Below are 18,293 nucleotides of genomic sequence, written 5' to 3'. Positions count from 1 at the left end.
AAAGTGTGTACAAGAGATTGGATTGACCTGATCAGTTAATTTTCCGGATTGGTATGAGTCTTATTATTCGTCTCAGAGTTTGTAGAGGCGCTTTACGTTGATCACGAGCTCTGATATTCCGACACTTATTATTAAGCTCTGCTCTCTCTAGCAGCGCTTGATTACGTAAGTTTATACTTGTGGCTATTGGTTCGTTGATTAACTTTTCCTGAGCGTCTTGAGAGCTCTATCTCCTACTAATTTGAACTGGCTGATAAAGATGCCTCGTTTCTAATAACAAGGTTTTGTTGGTCGGTAACTCTTGCTATCTCCCTCTACTTAATAGATTAATCTACAGGCAGTTACGTGAACTCCCCGGTTATAACGGTTTATAGTTGGAACGTTGATGGCTATTTAATTGTTAATTCAACGTGACTTTAAGTGGGCATCTGTCTGCGGGTAAATATCTTTAAGCGCCTTCTCTCAAGCTGATCTCCATTTGTTCTTGAACTTCAAGGTATCACTTTTCTCTATGACTCCTCTCGAACCTCTTATAAGGACTTGTTTATAAGAATGGTAAAACTACGTACAGACACAACTAAAGTCGTTCTCCGTGTGTTTGAGAAGCCCAGTTGAGCAATTTCATGGTTAGTTGGTATTGGGCAGGTAAGTGTTTGATGAGCTTGGTTTATAGCTATTGTAGAAGTTATCTAGGGTTAAATAGCAGATACAAAAAAGCCGATGCTAGACATCGGCTTAGTTTGAGTCGCTTAGAGTTAAGCGGGTTGAACTAGAGCGAGCGCTTTACGAGAAACCTCGTGAGCTGCTTTCGTTAAGTTTTGCTTCTCTAGTGCGTCAGATAGGTATCCGTAATCTGAAACATTTGAGCGAAGTGCTAGGGCTTTTTCGAAGTGGCTTTGTGCTTCCGCCCACTTCTGCTCTCTTAAGTAGAACTGAGCCAGCGCGCTGTGTGCTTCGGCATTACCACTGTCTTTACTAATTGCACGTTCTAGCATGACCACTACTGGGTGGTGATCGGATAAGTTCAGCTCTGGAAGCAACATGTAGAGTTCATTTGACCCACTCTTTGCAATGTTCTCTTTGATCACAGTGAAGGCTTCTGAGTCAGCTTTGCGAGCGATAAGTTGCTTCACAAAGCAGGATACAAGGTGCGAACTTTGTTTCTGTTTTCTTGAAAGCTTGTTCCAATGGCTGATTAAACCTTCGCTACCTTGCTGTTGTGCCACATCATGAAGTAGCCCACATTGTGCTTTCTGTTCTAATTCACGTTGCTCATCAGCTGTTAGAAGTTTGTTCTTAACTAATTTAGGAGTTAACTCTAGCAATGGCTGCCATAACTTCAGTTGCAAGTAAGTGGCTTTTAACAGGCCAAGTACAGCAGTGTTATTAGGGTATGTGCCTTTTAGGGTCGAAAGTGTATCGAATGCAGCTTCGTAGTTTGACTCGCTGATTTGCTGTTTAGCTTTAGTTAGCTCAACCGCTAGTAGAGAGTCGTCCTGTTGGCTAGCAAGCTCGATGTACTTATCTCGCTCACTTGTATTACCTTGTTCGTGTGCCGCTTGAGAAGCGACTAAATAACAAAGTAGAGGCATGTCGTGATGGTTAGCCCAACGTGTTACCTTCTTCTCAGCGCCTTTCCAGTCACCTTCAAGCAGCTTGATGATGCCTTCATTGGTATAACGACGAGAGCGTTTCAATTTACGAACACTGAACCAATTCCAAGTTGTCGAGCTCGCGTACATAAGCTTTTTAAATAGGTACTCTAAGCCGAATAGAGCCGCTAGAAGAGCGATGACGAAGATAACCAGTGTTGTCACGCTCATCTCAATGGTCTTATTCGCAATTGAGATCAGAACGTAGCCTTGTTGACCAGAGAACTGAGTACCAACAATTAACCCAGCACCTAGAACGAGAAAAAGAAAAATCCAACGAATCATTATTTTTCCTCCGTGGTCATAACGGTGACTTCACGACGTAGGCGCTCACGTATCACATCTGACAACTCATTTTGAGACTCAAGCTTTACAGGGTATTTCACAGAGATGTTCTGTTCACTTAGCTGTTTAATCGCTTTCTCAAATTCAATCACTGAGTTGTTATCTTGATTTAGATAAGCTTTCGACCACTCGCTAGCGGTATTAAGAGCTGCGCTATAGAGTTCACCTTGTTCTTTGTAGACGGCGCGAATCGCGGTTTCTAATTTACCTTTGATGTTTTCACGCAGGTAGAAGTGCTGTTCTGGTGATAGTAGAGGGATAACTTCGCCATCACGACTGCGGAATGTGATGAAGTTTTCTGAGAAGTCTTTCATCGACGTCATCAGGTTGTTCTGCCAATCATTAATATCTTGCGATACCGCTTTTTTCTCAACAACCGCAGCTTCCGGAAGAATCGCATTGGCAAGCGGCAGTGTATCGACTTGCTGTTGCAAGCTTGTGATACGCAGAACTAAGCCGTCACGGTCGATCAGAGGAATAGTGCGAAGCTTGGTAATGTCATTGGTCATTGATTGACGCAGTGACACTAAGCTCGGGTCATTCAGTGCTGCGATACGTTGATCGGCGCTTTCCATTAACTTGGTTGCGCTAACGGCATCATGCTCGAGGAACAGTTTACGTCCTGCTAGTTTCACAAGGTAATCGGCTTCGGCAAGTAACCAGTCATTCGGGCGGCGACCTTTCACGTCAGCCACTGCTAACTGCAGGCTTTGAATGCTCTTCTGCTGTTGAGATTGCACGACCTGAGTTTTCTCCACCGCGTGTGAGGCTTCTTGGATAGTCTCTTGCTTGATGGTTTGTAGGTCTTTATTTACCGCAGATTGGGTATTTTGAAGTTGTGCTTGAAGAGCGGCTATTTGAGCCGAGTATTCAGCGCTCTTTTGCTGCATTTGAAATGCGATACCGCCACTGAAGATAATTGAAATAGCGATCGCAATAGCGCCTAGTTTGACACCGCGCTTACCTTGCTTTTCTGCTTTCTCTATTTGCTCTTTATGCTCAGCTTGAGGCTGCTCATTTTTAGCGGTATTTGAAGCAGAGGCATCAAGCTTCTGTTCAGGTTGTTTTGTCTCTGTAGAGTCAGCTTTTTCGTTTTCAACAACTACTGGCTGAGTATCTTGTTTCTTTTCAGGTTCAATATGCTCATTATTTTTTTTGCTTGTCATGCTTATTTCCTGTTTCTAGCTAGGGCCGGAGAGCAGCCAGTAATATTTGGTTCGTAGCACTGTGAGTATTGGTCACATTCGAGAAGCCGAGTTGTTGTGCTCGTTCTACAATGCGCTGGCTTGGGACAAATAGATGTCTTGTTGAAAGCCAAGCCAAATACTCATCAGGGGTAATTGAGCAGAGATACTCCAATTGTTCCTGACTAGTGATGACAACTTTGGACGTTTTTTTGTTTATCCATGTTTGATAGGTATTGTGGTCGCTAATAGGAATATATTCTCTACGGTAGGTCTCACAATAAGAGACTTGTGCACCTCGATTGAGTAGAGAATCCCTAATGAGCTCACGCCCACCATTGCCACGTAGTATCAAAATGGACTTATTTTCTACGCCATTAAGTTCAGTAAGTTTAAGAAGATGTTCACTATCACTAACTTGAGGATAGTTTACTTTTTGTTTACAGACTTTGCTTAAAACGTGCGCAGTTTTTTGACCAACGCCAAGATAAAGCGGCGAAGTAGGCCAAATGGATGAGGTTTTTGAAAGGATGCTTTGGGCAGCCGCCACGGCGTGGTGACTGACTGCAATAATGATATCGCTGTTATTAAGCTGGGTGCTTAAATCCGCAGAGTTGGGATTATCCACGATACGAATCAGCGGATGATGGATTGCTTGAACCCCTTCATCCGCTAGTTGTTGGCAAAGCGATTGTCCCTCTGAACCGGGACGAGTCACCAACACTGTCATGATTATTCTTGGTCAACGTAGAGCTTGGTTAAGATTTCTCTCGCGCCATCATCCAGCAATTGATTTGCCAGAGTCACGCCAAGTGCTTCTGCATCTTTGCGAGGGCCAGAGATCTCACCACGAACCATCTTAGAACCGTCCGGTTCACCAACTAATGCACGTAGCCAGATGTTTTCGCCATCTAATAATGAGTAGCTGCCGATAGGAACCTGACAGCCACCTTCTAGGGTAAGGTTCATTGCACGTTCGCACAGTACACGATCAGCCGTGTCTTTATGATTCAGTGGTTCAAGGAGTTTAATCAGACGCTCGTCATCAAGGCGACACTCAATACCAACAGCGCCTTGGCCAACAGCAGGGAGAGACTGCTCTGGTTCGATGAAGCTACGAATACGCTCTTCTAGCTCTAGACGTTTAAGACCTGCAGCAGCCAGTACGATCGCATCGTATTGACCATCATCGAGTTTACCTAGACGAGTACCAACGTTGCCGCGCAGCTCTTTGATGATCAGATCTGGGCGGTATTCTAACAGTTGGCATTGGCGACGCAGACTGCACGTACCCACGACAGCACCTTGTGGGAGTTCGTCGATGTTGTTGTAAGTGTTTGATACGAAAGCGTCACGCGGATCTTCGCGCTCACAAATTGTTACCAGACCTAGACCTTCAGGGAAGTCGACAGGTACATCTTTCATTGAGTGAACCGCTAGGTCAGCACGACCTTCTAGCATGGCTACTTCAAGTTCTTTAACGAACAGTCCTTTACCACCCACTTTAGCAAGCGGAGTGTCTAGGATGATGTCACCTTTGGTCACCATAGTTACCAACTCAACCTCTAAACCAGGGTGAGCAGCTTGCAGTGCATCCCTTACAAAGTATGCCTGCCAAAGGGCAAGAGGGCTTTTTCTGGTCGCGATACGGATTGGTGCTGAATTTGTCATGGTGTTTCCGATATAGGTTCTGTAATAGCCTAATCCTACCATTATGAGGCGAGAATTCTTACTGTTTGATCATTCCATACTTTGATAGCTGAGAGATTTTCATGAGTTCACCAAAATAGTGTGATTAGTATCTCATTTGAAACATGGGCTATTATTAGAAATAGTCAATAAAGAGGACACTACGGCGCCGTGAGTTTAACTTTCTGTCATCAAGGAATTGACCAGTATGACGGGTTCCTTTGCTTTACCATTAAGGGTAAAAGTGTTAAATTGATCACGTTTTGTTGCTCCTTTCGTTCAGTAACTAAACAGAACTGCACTTAACCTCAAACCAAGGACTTACCTTGCAGGCTTACACTCAAACTTTGATTCAACGATTAGACAATCTAAATCAGCAGCGCATTGATCGTGCGTTGGCGTTGATGAATGTGCAAGGCCAGCGAGTATTCAACCTTATTCCCGCACTGCTTCACTTCAATCACCCGATGATGCCTGGTTATTATGACCAACAAGTTCCTTTTGGAATTCGTAGCTTCACGCTTAATGAATTCCAAAAGCAATTTGTCTCTGATACCGAATTAACGCTGGGTGGCAAACTCACCGAGACGGATGAACCAGCAATCCTTGGCTTGTACACCATGGGTAGTACTTCTTCTATTGGTCAAAGCACTTCAAGTGATCTTGATATCTGGGTGTGTGTTTCCCCGGATATGGATGGCGCCTCTCGCGATAGCCTAACCAACAAGTGTCTCTTGATTACCGATTGGGCTGAAACCTTGGGAGTAGAAGCGAACTTCTTCTTGATGGATGAAGAGCGTTTCCGTTCGAACCATTCAGAAGAGATGACCGGCGATAACTGTGGTTCTTCACAGCACTTATTATTGCTTGATGAGTTTTATCGCTCTGCGGTTCGTTTGGCTGGTCAGCGTTTGTTGTGGCAAATCATTCCGCCAGAAATGGAAGAGTGTTACGACGAGTATGTTCAAGGTTTGTGTCAGGATGGCTATCTTGATTGCTCGCAGTGGATCGATTTCGGCAAGCTGAATCGCATTCCCGCTGAAGAGTACTTTGGTTCAAACCTGTGGCAGCTCTATAAGAGTATCGACTCACCGTATAAATCGGTTTTGAAGGCGATCCTGTTAGAAGCCTATTCATGGGAATACCCAAACACCCAACTGCTGAGTATTGATACCAAGCGTCGCTTCTTCGCGGATGAACCGGATCTGTATGGCATGGATAGTTACTATCTGATGCTTGAGAAGGTAACGCGCTACCTAGAGCGTATTAACGACCATACTCGATTGGACTTGGTGAGGCGCTGTTTCTACCTTAAGACCCACGAGAAGTTGTCACGAGATGCGGGCATTGGTTCTGTTGCGTGGCGTCGTGAAGCCTTAACTGAGATGACTAAATCTTGGAATTGGGGACATGAAACCATTGCTGAGCTTGATAACCGCCGTAACTGGAAGGTTGAGCAAGTTAAAGTGGTACACCATGCACTGCTTGATGCCTTGATGCTGAGCTACCGCAATCTGATTCAATTTGCGCGTCGTAACGACATCACTTCGGCAATCAGCCCACAAGATATCAGTATCTTGGCTCGTAAGCTTTACGCTGCGTTTGAGGTGTTGCCGGGTAAAGTGACGCTATTGAACCCGCAAATCTCTCCGGACCTGCACGAACCAGATTTGAGCTTCATCGAAGTTCGTCAGGGTCAGTCGAATAAAGCCGGTTGGTACTTGTATAAGCAGCCATTGGTTGCACACCGCATTCTTGGTCAGCCTTCTCTTGAACATCATGAGTACTTGAGTAAGTTGGTAGCATGGTCGTTTTTTAATGGCTTGATTACCGAGTCGACGCGTTTGCACTCTGTGGTTCGTGACGCTCACATTGATATCGATAAGTTCTATCAAATGGTGAGCGACCTGCGTAATACGTTTTCTTTGCGTAAACGTCGCCCGAGTATGCAAGCACTGGCGAGCCCGTGTGAGATAAGCCAGTTGGCGATGTTCATCAACTTTGAAAATGATCCGACGTCTGAGTTAAGTGGTCGTGCATTAAAAGTGGATCTTAAGAACGCCGATATCTTCAGCTTTGGTGAAGAAGGTAAGAGCTTAGTCGGCAGTGTCGACTTGGTTTATCGTAACTCTTGGCATGAAGTACGTACGCTGCACTTCCAAGGTGATACGGCAATGCTGGATGCGCTGAAGACGGTACTTGGCAAAATGCACCAAGATGCGTTGCCACCAGAGTCGGTTGATGTGTTCTGTTACAGCAAAAACCTGCGTGGTGTGATGCGTAACATGGTGTATCAACTGCTTGCAGAGTGTATCGACTTACGATTGAAACCGATTGAACCCGAGAAGCGCCGCCGCTTTAAGGCTATTCGTTTAGCCAATAAGATGTTTGGCCTGTTCTTCGAGCGTCGTGGTGTGTCGGTACAAATGTTGGAAAACTCGGTCGATTTCTACCGTAGCATTTCAACCAATAAGCTGAAGGGCTCACCTTTACTGATGCTCGATAAAGAGCAAGAGTATCAGCTACCAGAAGTGGTTGATGGTTTTGCAAGTGAGGGCTTAATTCAGTTCTTCTTCGAAGATACCGACAAGGGCTTCAATATTTATGTATTGGACGAGTCGAACCAAGTTGAGGTCTACCACCAGTACAGCGGTGAAAAAGATGAGATGATCGCGAGCGTGAATTCATTCTACACGTCGGTAAAAGATGAGTCGAAGATGTCGTCTAAGTTGATTAACTTTAATCTACCTCAGTACTACCAAATCGTTCATCCTGAAGAAGGCAATTCCTACGTTGTGCCTTATCGTAACGATGCAACTTTAGCTTCTCGGAGCTCAAAGATAGTCAACATCTAGTCTTACTAAGACTGATTGATATTAAAAAAGGAGTGATTGATTCACTCCTTTTTAGTTTTGCTTACAAATGATTAGACCCAATCGATCGCTTCACCTGCGTGCTTCACGCATTCTTCTTTAACCATCTCAAACAGCTCCATGCCCGTCTTTGAACATGTCCACTTGTCGTCAACTAGCTTGAAGTGAAAGCCACCAGATTTAGACGCTAACCAGATTTCTTTCATTGGTTCTTGGCGGTTAATGATGATTTGGCTGCGGTTCTCAAACTCCAGCGTCATCACGTTACCAGTCACTTCGTAATCAATATCTGCCTCTGATTCATCGATAGCTTCTTCGATGTTTTGCATCTGTATATCGACCAGCTGATGAAATTCAGTCTCGTTCATCCTTTCTATCCTATTGCTTTTCCTGAGTGTGGTGCGATTATAGGGGGCATTGAGTTAATAATCACGATATGCAAAATGAAAAAATTAATTACTGCTCTATTTATGCTGTCCGTTATTGGACTTTCTGGTTGTGGTCAAACGGGTCCTTTGTACGATCCTGATGAAGTTCAGCAAACCGAACAATCACAATAAGTGAAAACACGCAGAAATCGTTATTTATAAGGGATAAGAACTTTGGATTACTTCAACTATCAGGAAGATGGCCAGCTTTGGGCTGAGGACGTCGCACTTTCACAACTAGCAGAGCAATATGGTACACCGCTGTATGTATATTCTCGTGCAACATTAGAACGCCACTGGAATGCGTTTGATTCATCGGTTGGTGAGCATCCGCACTTGGTGTGCTATGCCGTTAAAGCTAACTCAAACCTTGGCGTGTTGAATACTTTGGCTCGTTTGGGCTCTGGCTTCGATATCGTTTCTGGCGGTGAGCTAGAGCGTGTGGTTGCTGCCGGTGGCGATCCAGCAAAAGTTGTATTCTCTGGTGTCGGTAAAACAGCCGCTGAAATGAAGCGTGCGCTTGAGTTGAACATTAAGTGTTTCAACGTAGAGTCTGAACCAGAACTAGAGCGACTGAATAAAGTAGCTGGTGAGCTTGGTGTTAAAGCGCCGATTTCACTGCGTATCAACCCAGACGTTGATGCGAACACTCACCCTTATATCTCTACAGGTCTGCGTGATAACAAGTTTGGTATCGCTTTCGACCGTGCTCCTGCTGTTTATGAGTTTGCAAAAACACTCGATAACTTGTCTATCCATGGTATTGATTGCCACATTGGTTCTCAGTTAACGGATATCGAACCTTTCATCGATGCAACCGATCGCCTACTTGCGCTGATCGACCAGCTACGTGCTAACGGTATCAACATCAAACACCTTGATGTCGGTGGCGGCTTGGGTGTGGTTTATCGTGATGAATTACCACCACAGCCTTCTGACTACGCGAAAGCTTTATTGGCTCGCTTAGACAATCATTCTGATCTAGAGCTGATTTTCGAGCCTGGAAGAGCGATTGCTGCTAACGCTGGTGTATTATTAACGAAAGTCGAGTTCCTCAAGCCAACAGAGCACAAGAACTTTGCCATCATCGATGCAGCAATGAACGATCTAATGCGCCCAGCACTTTACCAAGCTTGGCAGGATATTGTTCCTGTGAGCCCTCGTCAGGGTGAAACTGTGACTTACGATTTGGTTGGCCCAATCTGTGAGACAGGCGATTTCCTAGGTAAAGATCGTGACCTTGTTCTTGAAGAAGGTGATCTGCTAGCAGTTCGTTCAGCGGGTGCTTATGGCTTCGCGATGTCATCTAACTACAACACTCGTTCGCGTGCGGCTGAAGTGATGGTGGATGGCGATAAAACTCACTTGGTTCGTCAGCGTGAAGAGCTTACGAGTCTGTGGGAACTTGAAAACATTCTTCCGGAGTAATTTTAAGCGTTATGCACTTCCACTTTTCTAAAATGCATGGTTTGGGCAATGATTTCATGGTCGTGGACTGCATTACTCAAAATATTTTCTTTTCTCCAGATTTGATCCGTCGCTTGGCGGATCGTCACACTGGCGTGGGCTTTGATCAGCTACTTGTGGTTGAGGCTCCCTATGATCCAGAAACTGATTTCCATTACCGCATATTCAATGCGGATGGCAGTGAAGTGGAGCAGTGTGGCAATGGTGCACGTTGTTTTGCACGATTCGTTCGCATGAAAGGCTTAACGAATAAGTACAGCATCAACGTGAGTACCAAGAAAGGTAAAATGGTTCTCAAGATTGAAGAGAATGACCTGATCACGGTGAACATGGGCATTCCTGAGTTCGAACCCGGCAAGATTCCATTCAAGGCCAAGCAGCCAGAGAAGACGTATATCCTAAGAACGGATGTACACACCTTATTCTGTGGTGCGGTAAGCATGGGTAACCCACATGTGGTTACCGTGGTTGATGACGTCGACACGGCTGATGTGGACACCTTAGGCCCACTACTTGAATCACATGAACGTTTCCCTGAGCGTGTTAATGCTGGCTTTATGCAGGTCGTTAACCGTGAAGAAGTTCGTCTACGTGTTTACGAACGCGGCGCGGGTGAAACTCAGGCATGTGGCAGCGGAGCGTGTGGCGCAGTTGCAGTGGGTATCACTCAAGGCTTACTGGCTGAGAATGTGAAGGTTCGTCTACCAGGCGGTGACTTACACATTAGCTGGCAAGGCCCGGGTAAACCTCTGTTTATGACCGGTCCTGCAACGCATGTGTTTGATGGTCAACTTTCTTGCTAATAACGACCCAAAACAAATATATTCATAAAAATAAAGGATAGGTTTTGTCTTACGTTGAAGCCGACGCACTCACCGCAGAAGTGGTCGCGGAATATTTACGTGATAACCCAGATTTTTTCCAAGACCGAAAAGATTTGGTTGATCGCCTTGCTATCAATAACGTTGAGCAGGGCGCTGTTTCTCTGGTTGAGGTTCAGCTTAAACGCCAACGTCATCGAATCGAAGAGCTTGAAGAAGAGATCACTGGCTTGATGTCGTTGGCAGCAAATAACGATAAAACCTTCTATGAGTTTATGGATCTGCAAGCGCAAGTGCTGAAATGCAGTGACTTCATGCAGGTGATAAAAGCCGTTGAACAAAAAGCGTTAGATCTTGGGCTTAAGGCTCATGTTCGTATTCTTTCGCAATCTGGCTTTTATCAGTTGAGTGCTGAGGGTTACTCTAAGTTTTCGCTTAACCATTTCAATGGCAAAGATGCTTATCTTGGACGCTTGAGAAAAGCCGACAGACACGATTTGTTTGGTGATTATCCAGTTCCAGAGCTAGGCTCTTATGTAGTACTACCGCTTGCTAAGCAGTCTCCATTGGGTTTGCTCGCCTTTTCTAGTGAAGATGGCGGACATTTCCAACCCCATATGGATACGCTCTTTTTACGCCATTTAGCACTTGTTGTCGCTCATTTGGCGGACACCTTACCTTGGCAGATAAATAATGAGCCTAGAGCCCAAAATACCTCTTCCTAACAGCCTTCAAAAGCCACTTTCTCGCTTCTATGAATATCTCCGAAGCGAGAAGGGACTCAGCCTACACACCCAACGTAATTACAAACAACAACTTGAAACCATGGCCGGTCATTTAGTCACTCTAGGGCTAAAGGATTGGGGTCAAGTCGATGCGGCGTGGGTCAGACAACTGGCCAGTAAAGGCATGCGTGAGGGAATGAAAGCGAGCAGCATTGCAACGCGCTTATCGTCACTGCGCAGCTTCTTTGATTTCCTTGTGTTGCGTGGCGAAATGACCGCCAATCCAGCCAAAGGTGTCTCTGCACCTCGCAAACAACGCCCTTTGCCTAAAAACCTCGATGTTGATGAAGTGGGTCAACTGCTTGATGTGAATGAGGACGATCCATTGTCGATTCGTGATCGAGCGATGATGGAGGTGATGTATGGTGCTGGATTACGACTGGCAGAACTGGTCGGCATCAATCTGAAAGATGTGTTGGGTCGACAAGGCGAAATCCGAGTGATTGGTAAAGGCGACAAAGAACGCAAAGCGCCTTTTTCTGGTTTAGCTAAAGAGTGGGTCGATAAATGGCTCAAAGTTCGTGGTGAATTGGCTTCACCGGGTGAAACCGCGCTGTTTGTCTCTAAGCTCGGGACTCGTATCTCTCACCGCAGCGTGCAAAAGCGCATGGAAGAGTGGGGCAAGAAGCAATCTGTCGCGAGCCACATCAGCCCGCATAAACTGCGTCACTCCTTTGCAACGCATGTGCTGGAATCGAGCCAAAATCTTCGTGCTGTGCAAGAGTTGCTTGGCCATGAAAACATCTCGACGACCCAAGTGTATACCCACTTAGATTTCCAACACTTAGCACAAGCTTATGATCAGGCTCACCCGAGAGCTCGTAAGAAGAATAAAGATTAGATTAAAGGGTTTACTATGCGAATTTATCGAGGGTTAAAGCCCATCAAAGCCATGACCTTTGACTTGGATGACACCCTGTATGACAACTGGCCTGTGATCATGAAGGTTGAGAAAGAGATGGCACAGTGGCTTTATCAAAAGCACCCAGTGTCGGCTTCTTTATCGCTTGAAGAGTGGCAGGGCATTAAGCAGCAAGTCGCATCTGAAAACCCAGCTTTGAAACATGATGTCACCGTGTGGCGTGAAACTCAGATTAAGAGTGGTTTGCTGCAATTGGGTTACTCTCTGCAGCAAGCAGAGCAAGCGGCTCGAGAGGGCATTGAGCATGCCTTGTGGTTGCGTAATCAAGTCGATGTCCCTCAAGAAACGCATCGAGTGATGACTGAACTTAGCCAACGTATTCCTCTGGTTGCGATTACCAATGGCAATGTCGATCCACACAAAATTGGCTTAGGGCTGTACTTTCAATTAATCCTTAAAGCCGGCCCTGATGGCAGAGCAAAACCCTATCCAGATATGTTTGAAAAAGCTCAGCAACACCTAGGTTGTGACGCTGAGAATATTCTTCATGTTGGCGATCACCTCAAAACGGATGTCTATGGAGCCAAGCAAAATGGCTTCCAAGCGTGCTGGTTTAATGACACTGGTTCCAATTTATACCGCTCCCCGAAGGCGAGTGTGCTCCCTGATGTTGAAATAGACCAACTTAGCGATCTTATGCGACTAATTTAATGGCTCGGTAAGCTTATTGTGTCGCATTTATGCTATTGAATTGTTACATTAGTCGCCTATAAAAGCCTGATTAGGCTAGGATAATTGGCGACTACTTTTTATCGATTCATTTCAGTCATAGCAGTGGTTGCGGGTTGTTACTTCACTCGATTTTGAACAAGGGTTGGCATGCAAACATTTACATTTCTCGCAAATACTGAGGCGTTATTTAGAGCTCAATTTGATCAGCGAGAATGGTGTGACAGCAAACAGTACCTTATTCAAATTTTCTCAGCTCAATCTTCAGATCTAGCTCGTCAAATCGCGGGTGTTGCCCTCAATCGTTTAAATAATGCGACGCTAATTGGCCAGAGTGCTCGTCATGTTATCTGTGATAATTGCCTTGAAAGTGCATGCACCTTAGTCATCATCAGTGAGTTCAACGAAACCCATCTAACCTCTGCGGTCCAGCCTTTTTCCGGCAATCCAAATCAAGACAGCCAAGACTTAGCTTTTCAGCTGCGCCTTACAGAAGAAACCAAAACGGTCATCAGCTTGTGCGATCAGGTTGAAGGGCGTGATTATCCTATTTATAGCGCTTTTGAAAATTTGCCTTACGCCTTGCCGATAGCTGGTGGACTGTGCCATGAGAATGAATTTGGCCGTTGGGTTATGTATAACGAGCAAACCTACCAGCACGCCTGTGTTGCTGTGGCTCTGACTAACCCAAGATTGAAGGTTTGGTCGGACGCGTACTCTGAGTGGAACCCGATTGGGATGAAGCTACGAGTCACACACGCAATCGGAAATCGCTTATACGCATTGAACGACAAGCCGGCTATTGAAGTATTCAAACATTACCTTGCGGATGGCAAAGACCTTCCTTTTAGTCAACTGATGAGCTTTCCACTTTATCGAGAACTTGGCAGAAAGAAGGGTATCTCGACGCCGCTACGTATTAATGATGATGGCAGTATTGAGTTTGATAGCCCTTGGCATGTCGGTGAAGAGGCGCAGTTTTGTTATAACCACCCATCGCTCACTGCAGAAAAGGTGCACCACGGTGCCGAGATGCTAGCCATGCATCAGCCTGAATCGGTGATCATTTATAACTGCGTATCTCGACTTGAATTTATCGACAGTAAACTTGAGCTCAAGCCATTTGAAGGGATAGTGAATACATGTGGTGCCTACTGCATGGGGGAGCTATACCGTAATGAAGACCGCCAAGAGATACTGCACCACAGCTTGACTTATATCGCTATGCGCGAGTCTGACGAGATTAAAGAGTTTCATTGCGAAGACTTTCAGTGTGGCTCAACCGTGTCGCCATTGCTTAACCTAGTCAGAAATGCAGTCGCTGATCTCGACAGTATGAATACTCAGATGGAAAAGAAACTCCATCAACAAGCGCGTCGCTTAACCGAAAGCTATCGCATTGACTCGCGTACTGGTTTGCCGAACCGTATCGTACTGAAAGAGCGCCTCAATACGATTCTGTTCAGTGAACATCTGCTGACCTTAAAGCTAACCAACTTCCATCAGGTTAACGAGAAGTATGGTTATCAAGTGGGGGATCAGCTGCTACTCGATCTGTCTAATCACTTTATCGAGCGATTACAGCTTCGTGTGGTTAAAGAGCCTCGCGTGAAGGTAGAGCTATTCAGTATTGGTGTTGGAGAGTGGGCGATTATCTTCAATGCTAGTGTTGGTAGTACGAAAATAAAAGAAGGTTTCGTTGAGTTCGCCGATGACATCGAACACATAAATTTTGAGCCATATGGTTTGGCTGATATTGATTACCTGTCAGTTTCTCTGTGTGGCGGCTTTGCTAGTCGTTGTGACTTCTTAACCGACAGTGGTGACCAGATCTTATTGAAAGCGATCGAAGCTCGACGCTATGGAGTACGTAACAATACCCACATCACCAATGCCAAAGATATTCAGGTGAGCGAAGAGGACCGCAAAGAGCAACTCGGTTGGTTGAGTTGTGTAAGTCGTGCGATTCTAGATCAGAACATCATCACCTATTCCCAGCCGATTGTGGAGTCGGTTACGCACGAAATGATTGGCCAAGAGTGTTTGGTCAGAATCATGGAGTCGGACGGTACTATTGTGCCACCAGGAAAGTTCTTACCTATCATTGCTGACACCCATCTTTACACGCGCCTTAGTCGACACATGATTAAGAGCACTATTGGCTATATGGCGGATAAGCAGAGCTCATTTTCTATCAATCTATCCCCACAAGATTTGTTGAGCGATAAGACGCTCGAGGTCCTTGAGGCTGCGATCAGTGGTATGAACGATCCTACTCGACTTGGTTTAGAAGTTCTCGAGTCTGAACAGATTAAAGATTATGGCCGCATGATTGAGGTGTGTGATCACTTCCGTGCGCTTGGGGCGAGAATCATTGTTGATGACTTTGGCTCTGGTTACTCCAACATCGAGGAAATCATTAAGCTTGAGCCACAGATCATTAAGCTCGACGGTAGCTTGATTCGTAATATCGACAAAGATCAAAAACAAAGAAACATAGCCTCTCAGTTGATTCGTTTGTGCCAAGTGTTCAATGCCAAAACGGTCGCTGAATTTGTCCATAACCAACAGGTTTGTGAGATAGCAGAGCAAATGGGTGTCGATTATCTGCAGGGTTACTACTTCGGTGAGCCTAAGCGACTGTTTTAGCAGTTAAAGCTTCCCGCATTGTGTAACGACTGGCTATAAAAGTACTGCGCCGCCATTAATGACTGCTTTTTGGCGGAATGAATGATGTCTAACTAAGGTCACATTATTCATAACGCGATCGCAAGTATTCCGTGCAAGCCTTATCTATAATAAGCACAATAATAAATCATTAACGTAACGATTAATGTGAATATGCAGTCGACTTCTCTCCTGATACAAGACATTGAGCAAACCCAACGTGAATTGGAAAAGATAGATTTTCATCAACATGAAAGCCTACTGATTCAGGTGTTTTCGTCTTTCGAGAAAGGTTCTGTTTTGGCTGCCTGCCAAGTGATTCAATCGACTTTTCCCAATGCCAAATTGATTGGTTGCAGTGCTAACCACTACATTAGTCAAGGTGTCATCCTGCACCAAGGTCTTTATCTGATTGTTACCCGCTTTGACGCGACGTCTTACTCTTGTGGTGTTGTCGAATATAGCGAACAACCATTGCTCGATAGCCACGCTATGTGGCAACAGCTTGAGTGCAATGATAATACTCAAAGCATCATCTGTTTCGCAGACCGCTTGCAGATAAATAACCGAGATCTATTTTCAGCGTTTGAGCAGTCGATGTATTCATTACCGATCTGTGGCGGTGCATCGACCATCACAGATAATGGGCGATGGGTGATGTTAGACGGCATTTGCTATGAAAATGCCTATGTGATGTTGGCGCTGCACAGTGTTGAGCTCTCCATCGCTAAGGGTTACTACACTGAATGGAATCCGATTGGTCGAACTTTTCGAGTGACAGGTGCTCAAGAGAACCGGTTGTTGGAACTGGATGGGATGCCTGTTCGCGAACTCTACAATCGTTACCTCGCTGATGGCCTCGAAGTGCCTTTTGAGCAACTGCATAACTTTCCCTTGATGGTCGGTGACCCGAAAGAGCAAAACATTCACTTACCGCTCAAGGTAACGGAAAGTGGAGAGATAGAATTCAGCGGCCTGTTCCAAGTGGGCGATGAGGTCCGGTTTTGTTATGACCATCCATCACTGACCTTAGAGCAGATACGACTGGGCGTGCAGCAGATCGCCTCTCATAGGCCAGAACAGTTCTTCATTTATAACTGTACATCTCGTATCGACTTTATTGATGGCAACCAAGAGGTTGAGGTTTTCCAAAAATTGGCCGACAGCTATGGCGTTTACTGCATGGGAGAACTTTATCAAGAGAATGGCCAACAGCGAATCTTGCACCATAGCCTCACTTATCTTGCGCTTAGAGAAGGCGAGGGTAAGGCGGTATTGCCATTAGAGACGCAACCCGCGACCAACATATCCCCTCTGTTTTCATTGATCCGAAATGCACTGCTTGATGTCGATGACATGAACAATAGCATGGCGAGTAAGATTCAGCAGCAAGCCACTGCATTGACGGCAAGCTATCGAATTGATCACCGTACAGGTTTACCCAATCGAAGTGTGCTGCGTGAGAAACTGTCGAAGATGAGCAGTGATAGCCACTTACTAGCTTTGAAGGTCACGACCTTTGGTCAGATCAATGAGAAGTATGGTTATCGAGTAGGTGACAAGCTTCTGCATGATTTGAGTGAGTACTTTCAAAAGGCGCTGTGGCAGTTCTTTGATGAGGGCTGTCAGCTCTACAGTATCGGTATTGGTGAGTGGGCGGTGGTGTTTGATAGTTGGGCGAGCCAAGAACATATTCATCAGCGATTCTCGGAATTTGCCGATCAAACCGAGCATGTGAATTTTGAGCCTACCGGTTTACCCGATATTGATTACTTGTCGGTGTCTATCTGTGCGGGTATCGCCAGCCGTCGAGATTTCCCGACTACCTCTATTGATGACTTATTGTTGAAGGCGATTGATGCGAGGCGCAGCGCTGTCAGCCAGAACAAGCACCTAGTGAGCGCCAAGGCACTCATTCAATTGGAGAAGCATCGCCAAGAGCAACTTGGTTGGCTGTCGTGCGTGAGTCGCGCGGTGCTTAATCAGAATATTGTGGCGTGCTCTCAGCCCATAGTTTCAGCACACAGTCATCAGGTAGAGAGCTACGAGTGTTTGGTTCGAATTGAAGAGGACGGTCAGTTAATTGCACCGGGTAAGTTCTTGCCAATCATTGAAGGAACCCATCTCTATACACGCCTCAGTCGTCAGATGATAACGCGCACCTTCGATTTTATGAGTCAGCGAACCGATTCGTTCTCAATTAATTTAGCGCCACAAGATTTCAGCAATGAGAAAACCATTCTTCACCTTGAACAAGCGATCAAGAAAATCAGTCACCCACAGCGTATTGGCTTGGAGGTGTTAGAAACGGAACAAATTCAGGATTACGGTCGCTTGATTGAGGTGTGTAATCACTTCCGCGATCTTGGTGTGAATATTATTGTTGATGACTTTGGTTCGGGCTATTCGAACATTGATGAGATATTGAAGCTAGAACCACAGGTGATCAAGCTTGATGGCAGTTTGATTCGCAATATTGATAAAGATAAAAAGCAGCGCAAGATCGCTCAGCAGTTGGTGAGCTTATGCCAGATTCTGAATGCTAAGACGGTGGCGGAGTTCGTTCATAATGAGCAGGTGTGCCGTATTGCTGAAGACATGGGGGTCGATTACTTGCAAGGGTATTACTTTGGTCAACCTCAGCGTTTGTTTTGATGGAGCGAGCGTTTCACGTGAAACACTGGTTGGCTCAATAACGAAAATACGATGTAACAAGAGTGAGCTTATGGCTCACCCTTTTTGTTTGTGCGCCGAGCATGGCGTTGATCTAGGAGGTGAAAGTCCTCTACGG

At 45.5% G+C, this 18,293-nt stretch carries 14 protein-coding genes; 9 read left to right on the top strand and 5 right to left on the bottom strand.

The window, feature by feature from the left end:
- Positions 1 to 755 precede the first annotated feature (755 nt).
- Genes AB6D58_RS23400 through hemC form a run of 4 tightly spaced genes read right to left on the bottom strand, consistent with a single transcriptional unit; the run spans position 756 to position 4,852 of the window.
- The gene (locus AB6D58_RS23400) at positions 756 to 1,937 is read right to left on the bottom strand and encodes a heme biosynthesis protein HemY (protein ID WP_017061005.1); all 1,182 of its coding nucleotides are present in this window, start codon (positions 1,935 to 1,937) and stop codon (positions 756 to 758) included.
- On the bottom strand, positions 1,937 to 3,163 hold the full coding sequence (locus AB6D58_RS23395) for a uroporphyrinogen-III C-methyltransferase (RefSeq protein ID WP_017061006.1): 1,227 nt from the start codon (positions 3,161 to 3,163) through the stop codon (positions 1,937 to 1,939). Before AB6D58_RS23395 ends, AB6D58_RS23400 begins: the two co-directional genes overlap by 1 nt.
- Positions 3,164 to 3,182: 19 nt before the next feature.
- Complete coding sequence (locus AB6D58_RS23390) at positions 3,183 to 3,911, bottom strand: uroporphyrinogen-III synthase (protein ID WP_017061007.1); 729 nt, start codon at positions 3,909 to 3,911, stop codon at positions 3,183 to 3,185.
- A gap of 2 nt (positions 3,912 to 3,913) precedes the next feature.
- On the bottom strand, positions 3,914 to 4,852 hold the full coding sequence (gene hemC / locus AB6D58_RS23385; protein WP_017061008.1) for a hydroxymethylbilane synthase: 939 nt from the start codon (positions 4,850 to 4,852) through the stop codon (positions 3,914 to 3,916).
- Between the two features lie 344 nt (positions 4,853 to 5,196).
- On the opposite strand from hemC, the gene AB6D58_RS23380 reads away from it, so the two are divergent.
- Positions 5,197 to 7,725, top strand: a complete 2,529-nt coding sequence (locus tag AB6D58_RS23380; protein ID WP_017066755.1) for a class I adenylate cyclase — start codon at positions 5,197 to 5,199, stop codon at positions 7,723 to 7,725.
- 71 nt (positions 7,726 to 7,796) lie between these two features.
- Here AB6D58_RS23380 and cyaY read toward each other — a convergent pair whose 3' ends face one another.
- The gene (gene cyaY, locus AB6D58_RS23375) at positions 7,797 to 8,111 is read right to left on the bottom strand and encodes an iron donor protein CyaY (protein WP_017061010.1); all 315 of its coding nucleotides are present in this window, start codon (positions 8,109 to 8,111) and stop codon (positions 7,797 to 7,799) included.
- 75 nt (positions 8,112 to 8,186) lie between these two features.
- On the opposite strand from cyaY, the gene lptM reads away from it, so the two are divergent.
- From lptM to AB6D58_RS23335, 8 genes are all read left to right on the top strand, one after another.
- Positions 8,187 to 8,303 carry an LPS translocon maturation chaperone LptM gene (gene lptM, locus AB6D58_RS24515; protein ID WP_063524726.1) on the top strand — a complete coding sequence of 39 codons (117 nt, stop codon included), beginning with the start codon at positions 8,187 to 8,189 and terminating at the stop codon, positions 8,301 to 8,303.
- 42 nt (positions 8,304 to 8,345) lie between these two features.
- Complete coding sequence (gene lysA, locus AB6D58_RS23365) at positions 8,346 to 9,599, top strand: diaminopimelate decarboxylase (RefSeq protein WP_017066756.1); 1,254 nt, start codon at positions 8,346 to 8,348, stop codon at positions 9,597 to 9,599.
- Between the two features lie 11 nt (positions 9,600 to 9,610).
- Positions 9,611 to 10,441 (top strand): diaminopimelate epimerase, encoded by an 831-nt coding sequence (gene dapF, locus AB6D58_RS23360; RefSeq protein ID WP_017061013.1) that lies wholly within the window; start codon positions 9,611 to 9,613, stop codon positions 10,439 to 10,441.
- Positions 10,442 to 10,485: 44 nt separating this feature from the next.
- Complete coding sequence (locus AB6D58_RS23355) at positions 10,486 to 11,184, top strand: DUF484 family protein (RefSeq protein ID WP_017061014.1); 699 nt, start codon at positions 10,486 to 10,488, stop codon at positions 11,182 to 11,184.
- Complete coding sequence (xerC, locus tag AB6D58_RS23350) at positions 11,153 to 12,085, top strand: tyrosine recombinase XerC (protein WP_017061015.1); 933 nt, start codon at positions 11,153 to 11,155, stop codon at positions 12,083 to 12,085. The genes AB6D58_RS23355 and xerC overlap by 32 nt, the downstream gene beginning before the upstream one ends.
- A 15-nt stretch (positions 12,086 to 12,100) precedes the next feature.
- Positions 12,101 to 12,817 carry a 5-amino-6-(5-phospho-D-ribitylamino)uracil phosphatase YigB gene (yigB, locus tag AB6D58_RS23345; protein ID WP_017068593.1) on the top strand — a complete coding sequence of 239 codons (717 nt, stop codon included), beginning with the start codon at positions 12,101 to 12,103 and terminating at the stop codon, positions 12,815 to 12,817.
- Positions 12,818 to 12,985: 168 nt separating this feature from the next.
- A complete protein-coding gene (locus AB6D58_RS23340; protein WP_017071799.1) occupies positions 12,986 to 15,484 on the top strand; it encodes an EAL domain-containing protein in 2,499 nt (832 codons plus the stop codon).
- Between the two features lie 192 nt (positions 15,485 to 15,676).
- Positions 15,677 to 18,157 (top strand): EAL domain-containing protein, encoded by a 2,481-nt coding sequence (locus AB6D58_RS23335; protein WP_017063759.1) that lies wholly within the window; start codon positions 15,677 to 15,679, stop codon positions 18,155 to 18,157.
- The last annotated feature ends 136 nt before the right edge of the window (positions 18,158 to 18,293 follow it).

The sequence above is a fragment of the Vibrio sp. 10N.239.312.D08 genome, from assembly GCF_041466145.1.
Taxonomy (GTDB): Bacteria; Pseudomonadota; Gammaproteobacteria; order Enterobacterales; family Vibrionaceae; genus Vibrio; species Vibrio crassostreae_C.
The sequence above is the reverse complement of the archived record's forward strand: the minus strand, read 5'-3'. Positions and strand labels throughout refer to the sequence as shown.

What these genes read in the sequence shown, in the direction of transcription:
- AB6D58_RS23395 (WP_017061006.1), bottom strand. Translation starts at nt 3,163, where the DNA reads ATGACAAGCAAAAAAAATAATGAGCATATTGAACCTGAAAAGAAACAA.
- AB6D58_RS23400 (WP_017061005.1), bottom strand. Translation starts at nt 1,937, where the DNA reads ATGATTCGTTGGATTTTTCTTTTTCTCGTTCTAGGTGCTGGGTTAATT.
- hemC (WP_017061008.1), bottom strand. Translation starts at nt 4,852, where the DNA reads ATGACAAATTCAGCACCAATCCGTATCGCGACCAGAAAAAGCCCTCTT.
- cyaY (WP_017061010.1), bottom strand. Translation starts at nt 8,111, where the DNA reads ATGAACGAGACTGAATTTCATCAGCTGGTCGATATACAGATGCAAAAC.
- AB6D58_RS23340 (WP_017071799.1), top strand. Translation starts at nt 12,986, where the DNA reads ATGCAAACATTTACATTTCTCGCAAATACTGAGGCGTTATTTAGAGCT.
- yigB (WP_017068593.1), top strand. Translation starts at nt 12,101, where the DNA reads ATGCGAATTTATCGAGGGTTAAAGCCCATCAAAGCCATGACCTTTGAC.
- AB6D58_RS23390 (WP_017061007.1), bottom strand. Translation starts at nt 3,911, where the DNA reads ATGACAGTGTTGGTGACTCGTCCCGGTTCAGAGGGACAATCGCTTTGC.
- dapF (WP_017061013.1), top strand. Translation starts at nt 9,611, where the DNA reads ATGCACTTCCACTTTTCTAAAATGCATGGTTTGGGCAATGATTTCATG.
- lptM (WP_063524726.1), top strand. Translation starts at nt 8,187, where the DNA reads ATGAAAAAATTAATTACTGCTCTATTTATGCTGTCCGTTATTGGACTT.
- AB6D58_RS23335 (WP_017063759.1), top strand. Translation starts at nt 15,677, where the DNA reads ATGCAGTCGACTTCTCTCCTGATACAAGACATTGAGCAAACCCAACGT.
- xerC (WP_017061015.1), top strand. Translation starts at nt 11,153, where the DNA reads ATGAGCCTAGAGCCCAAAATACCTCTTCCTAACAGCCTTCAAAAGCCA.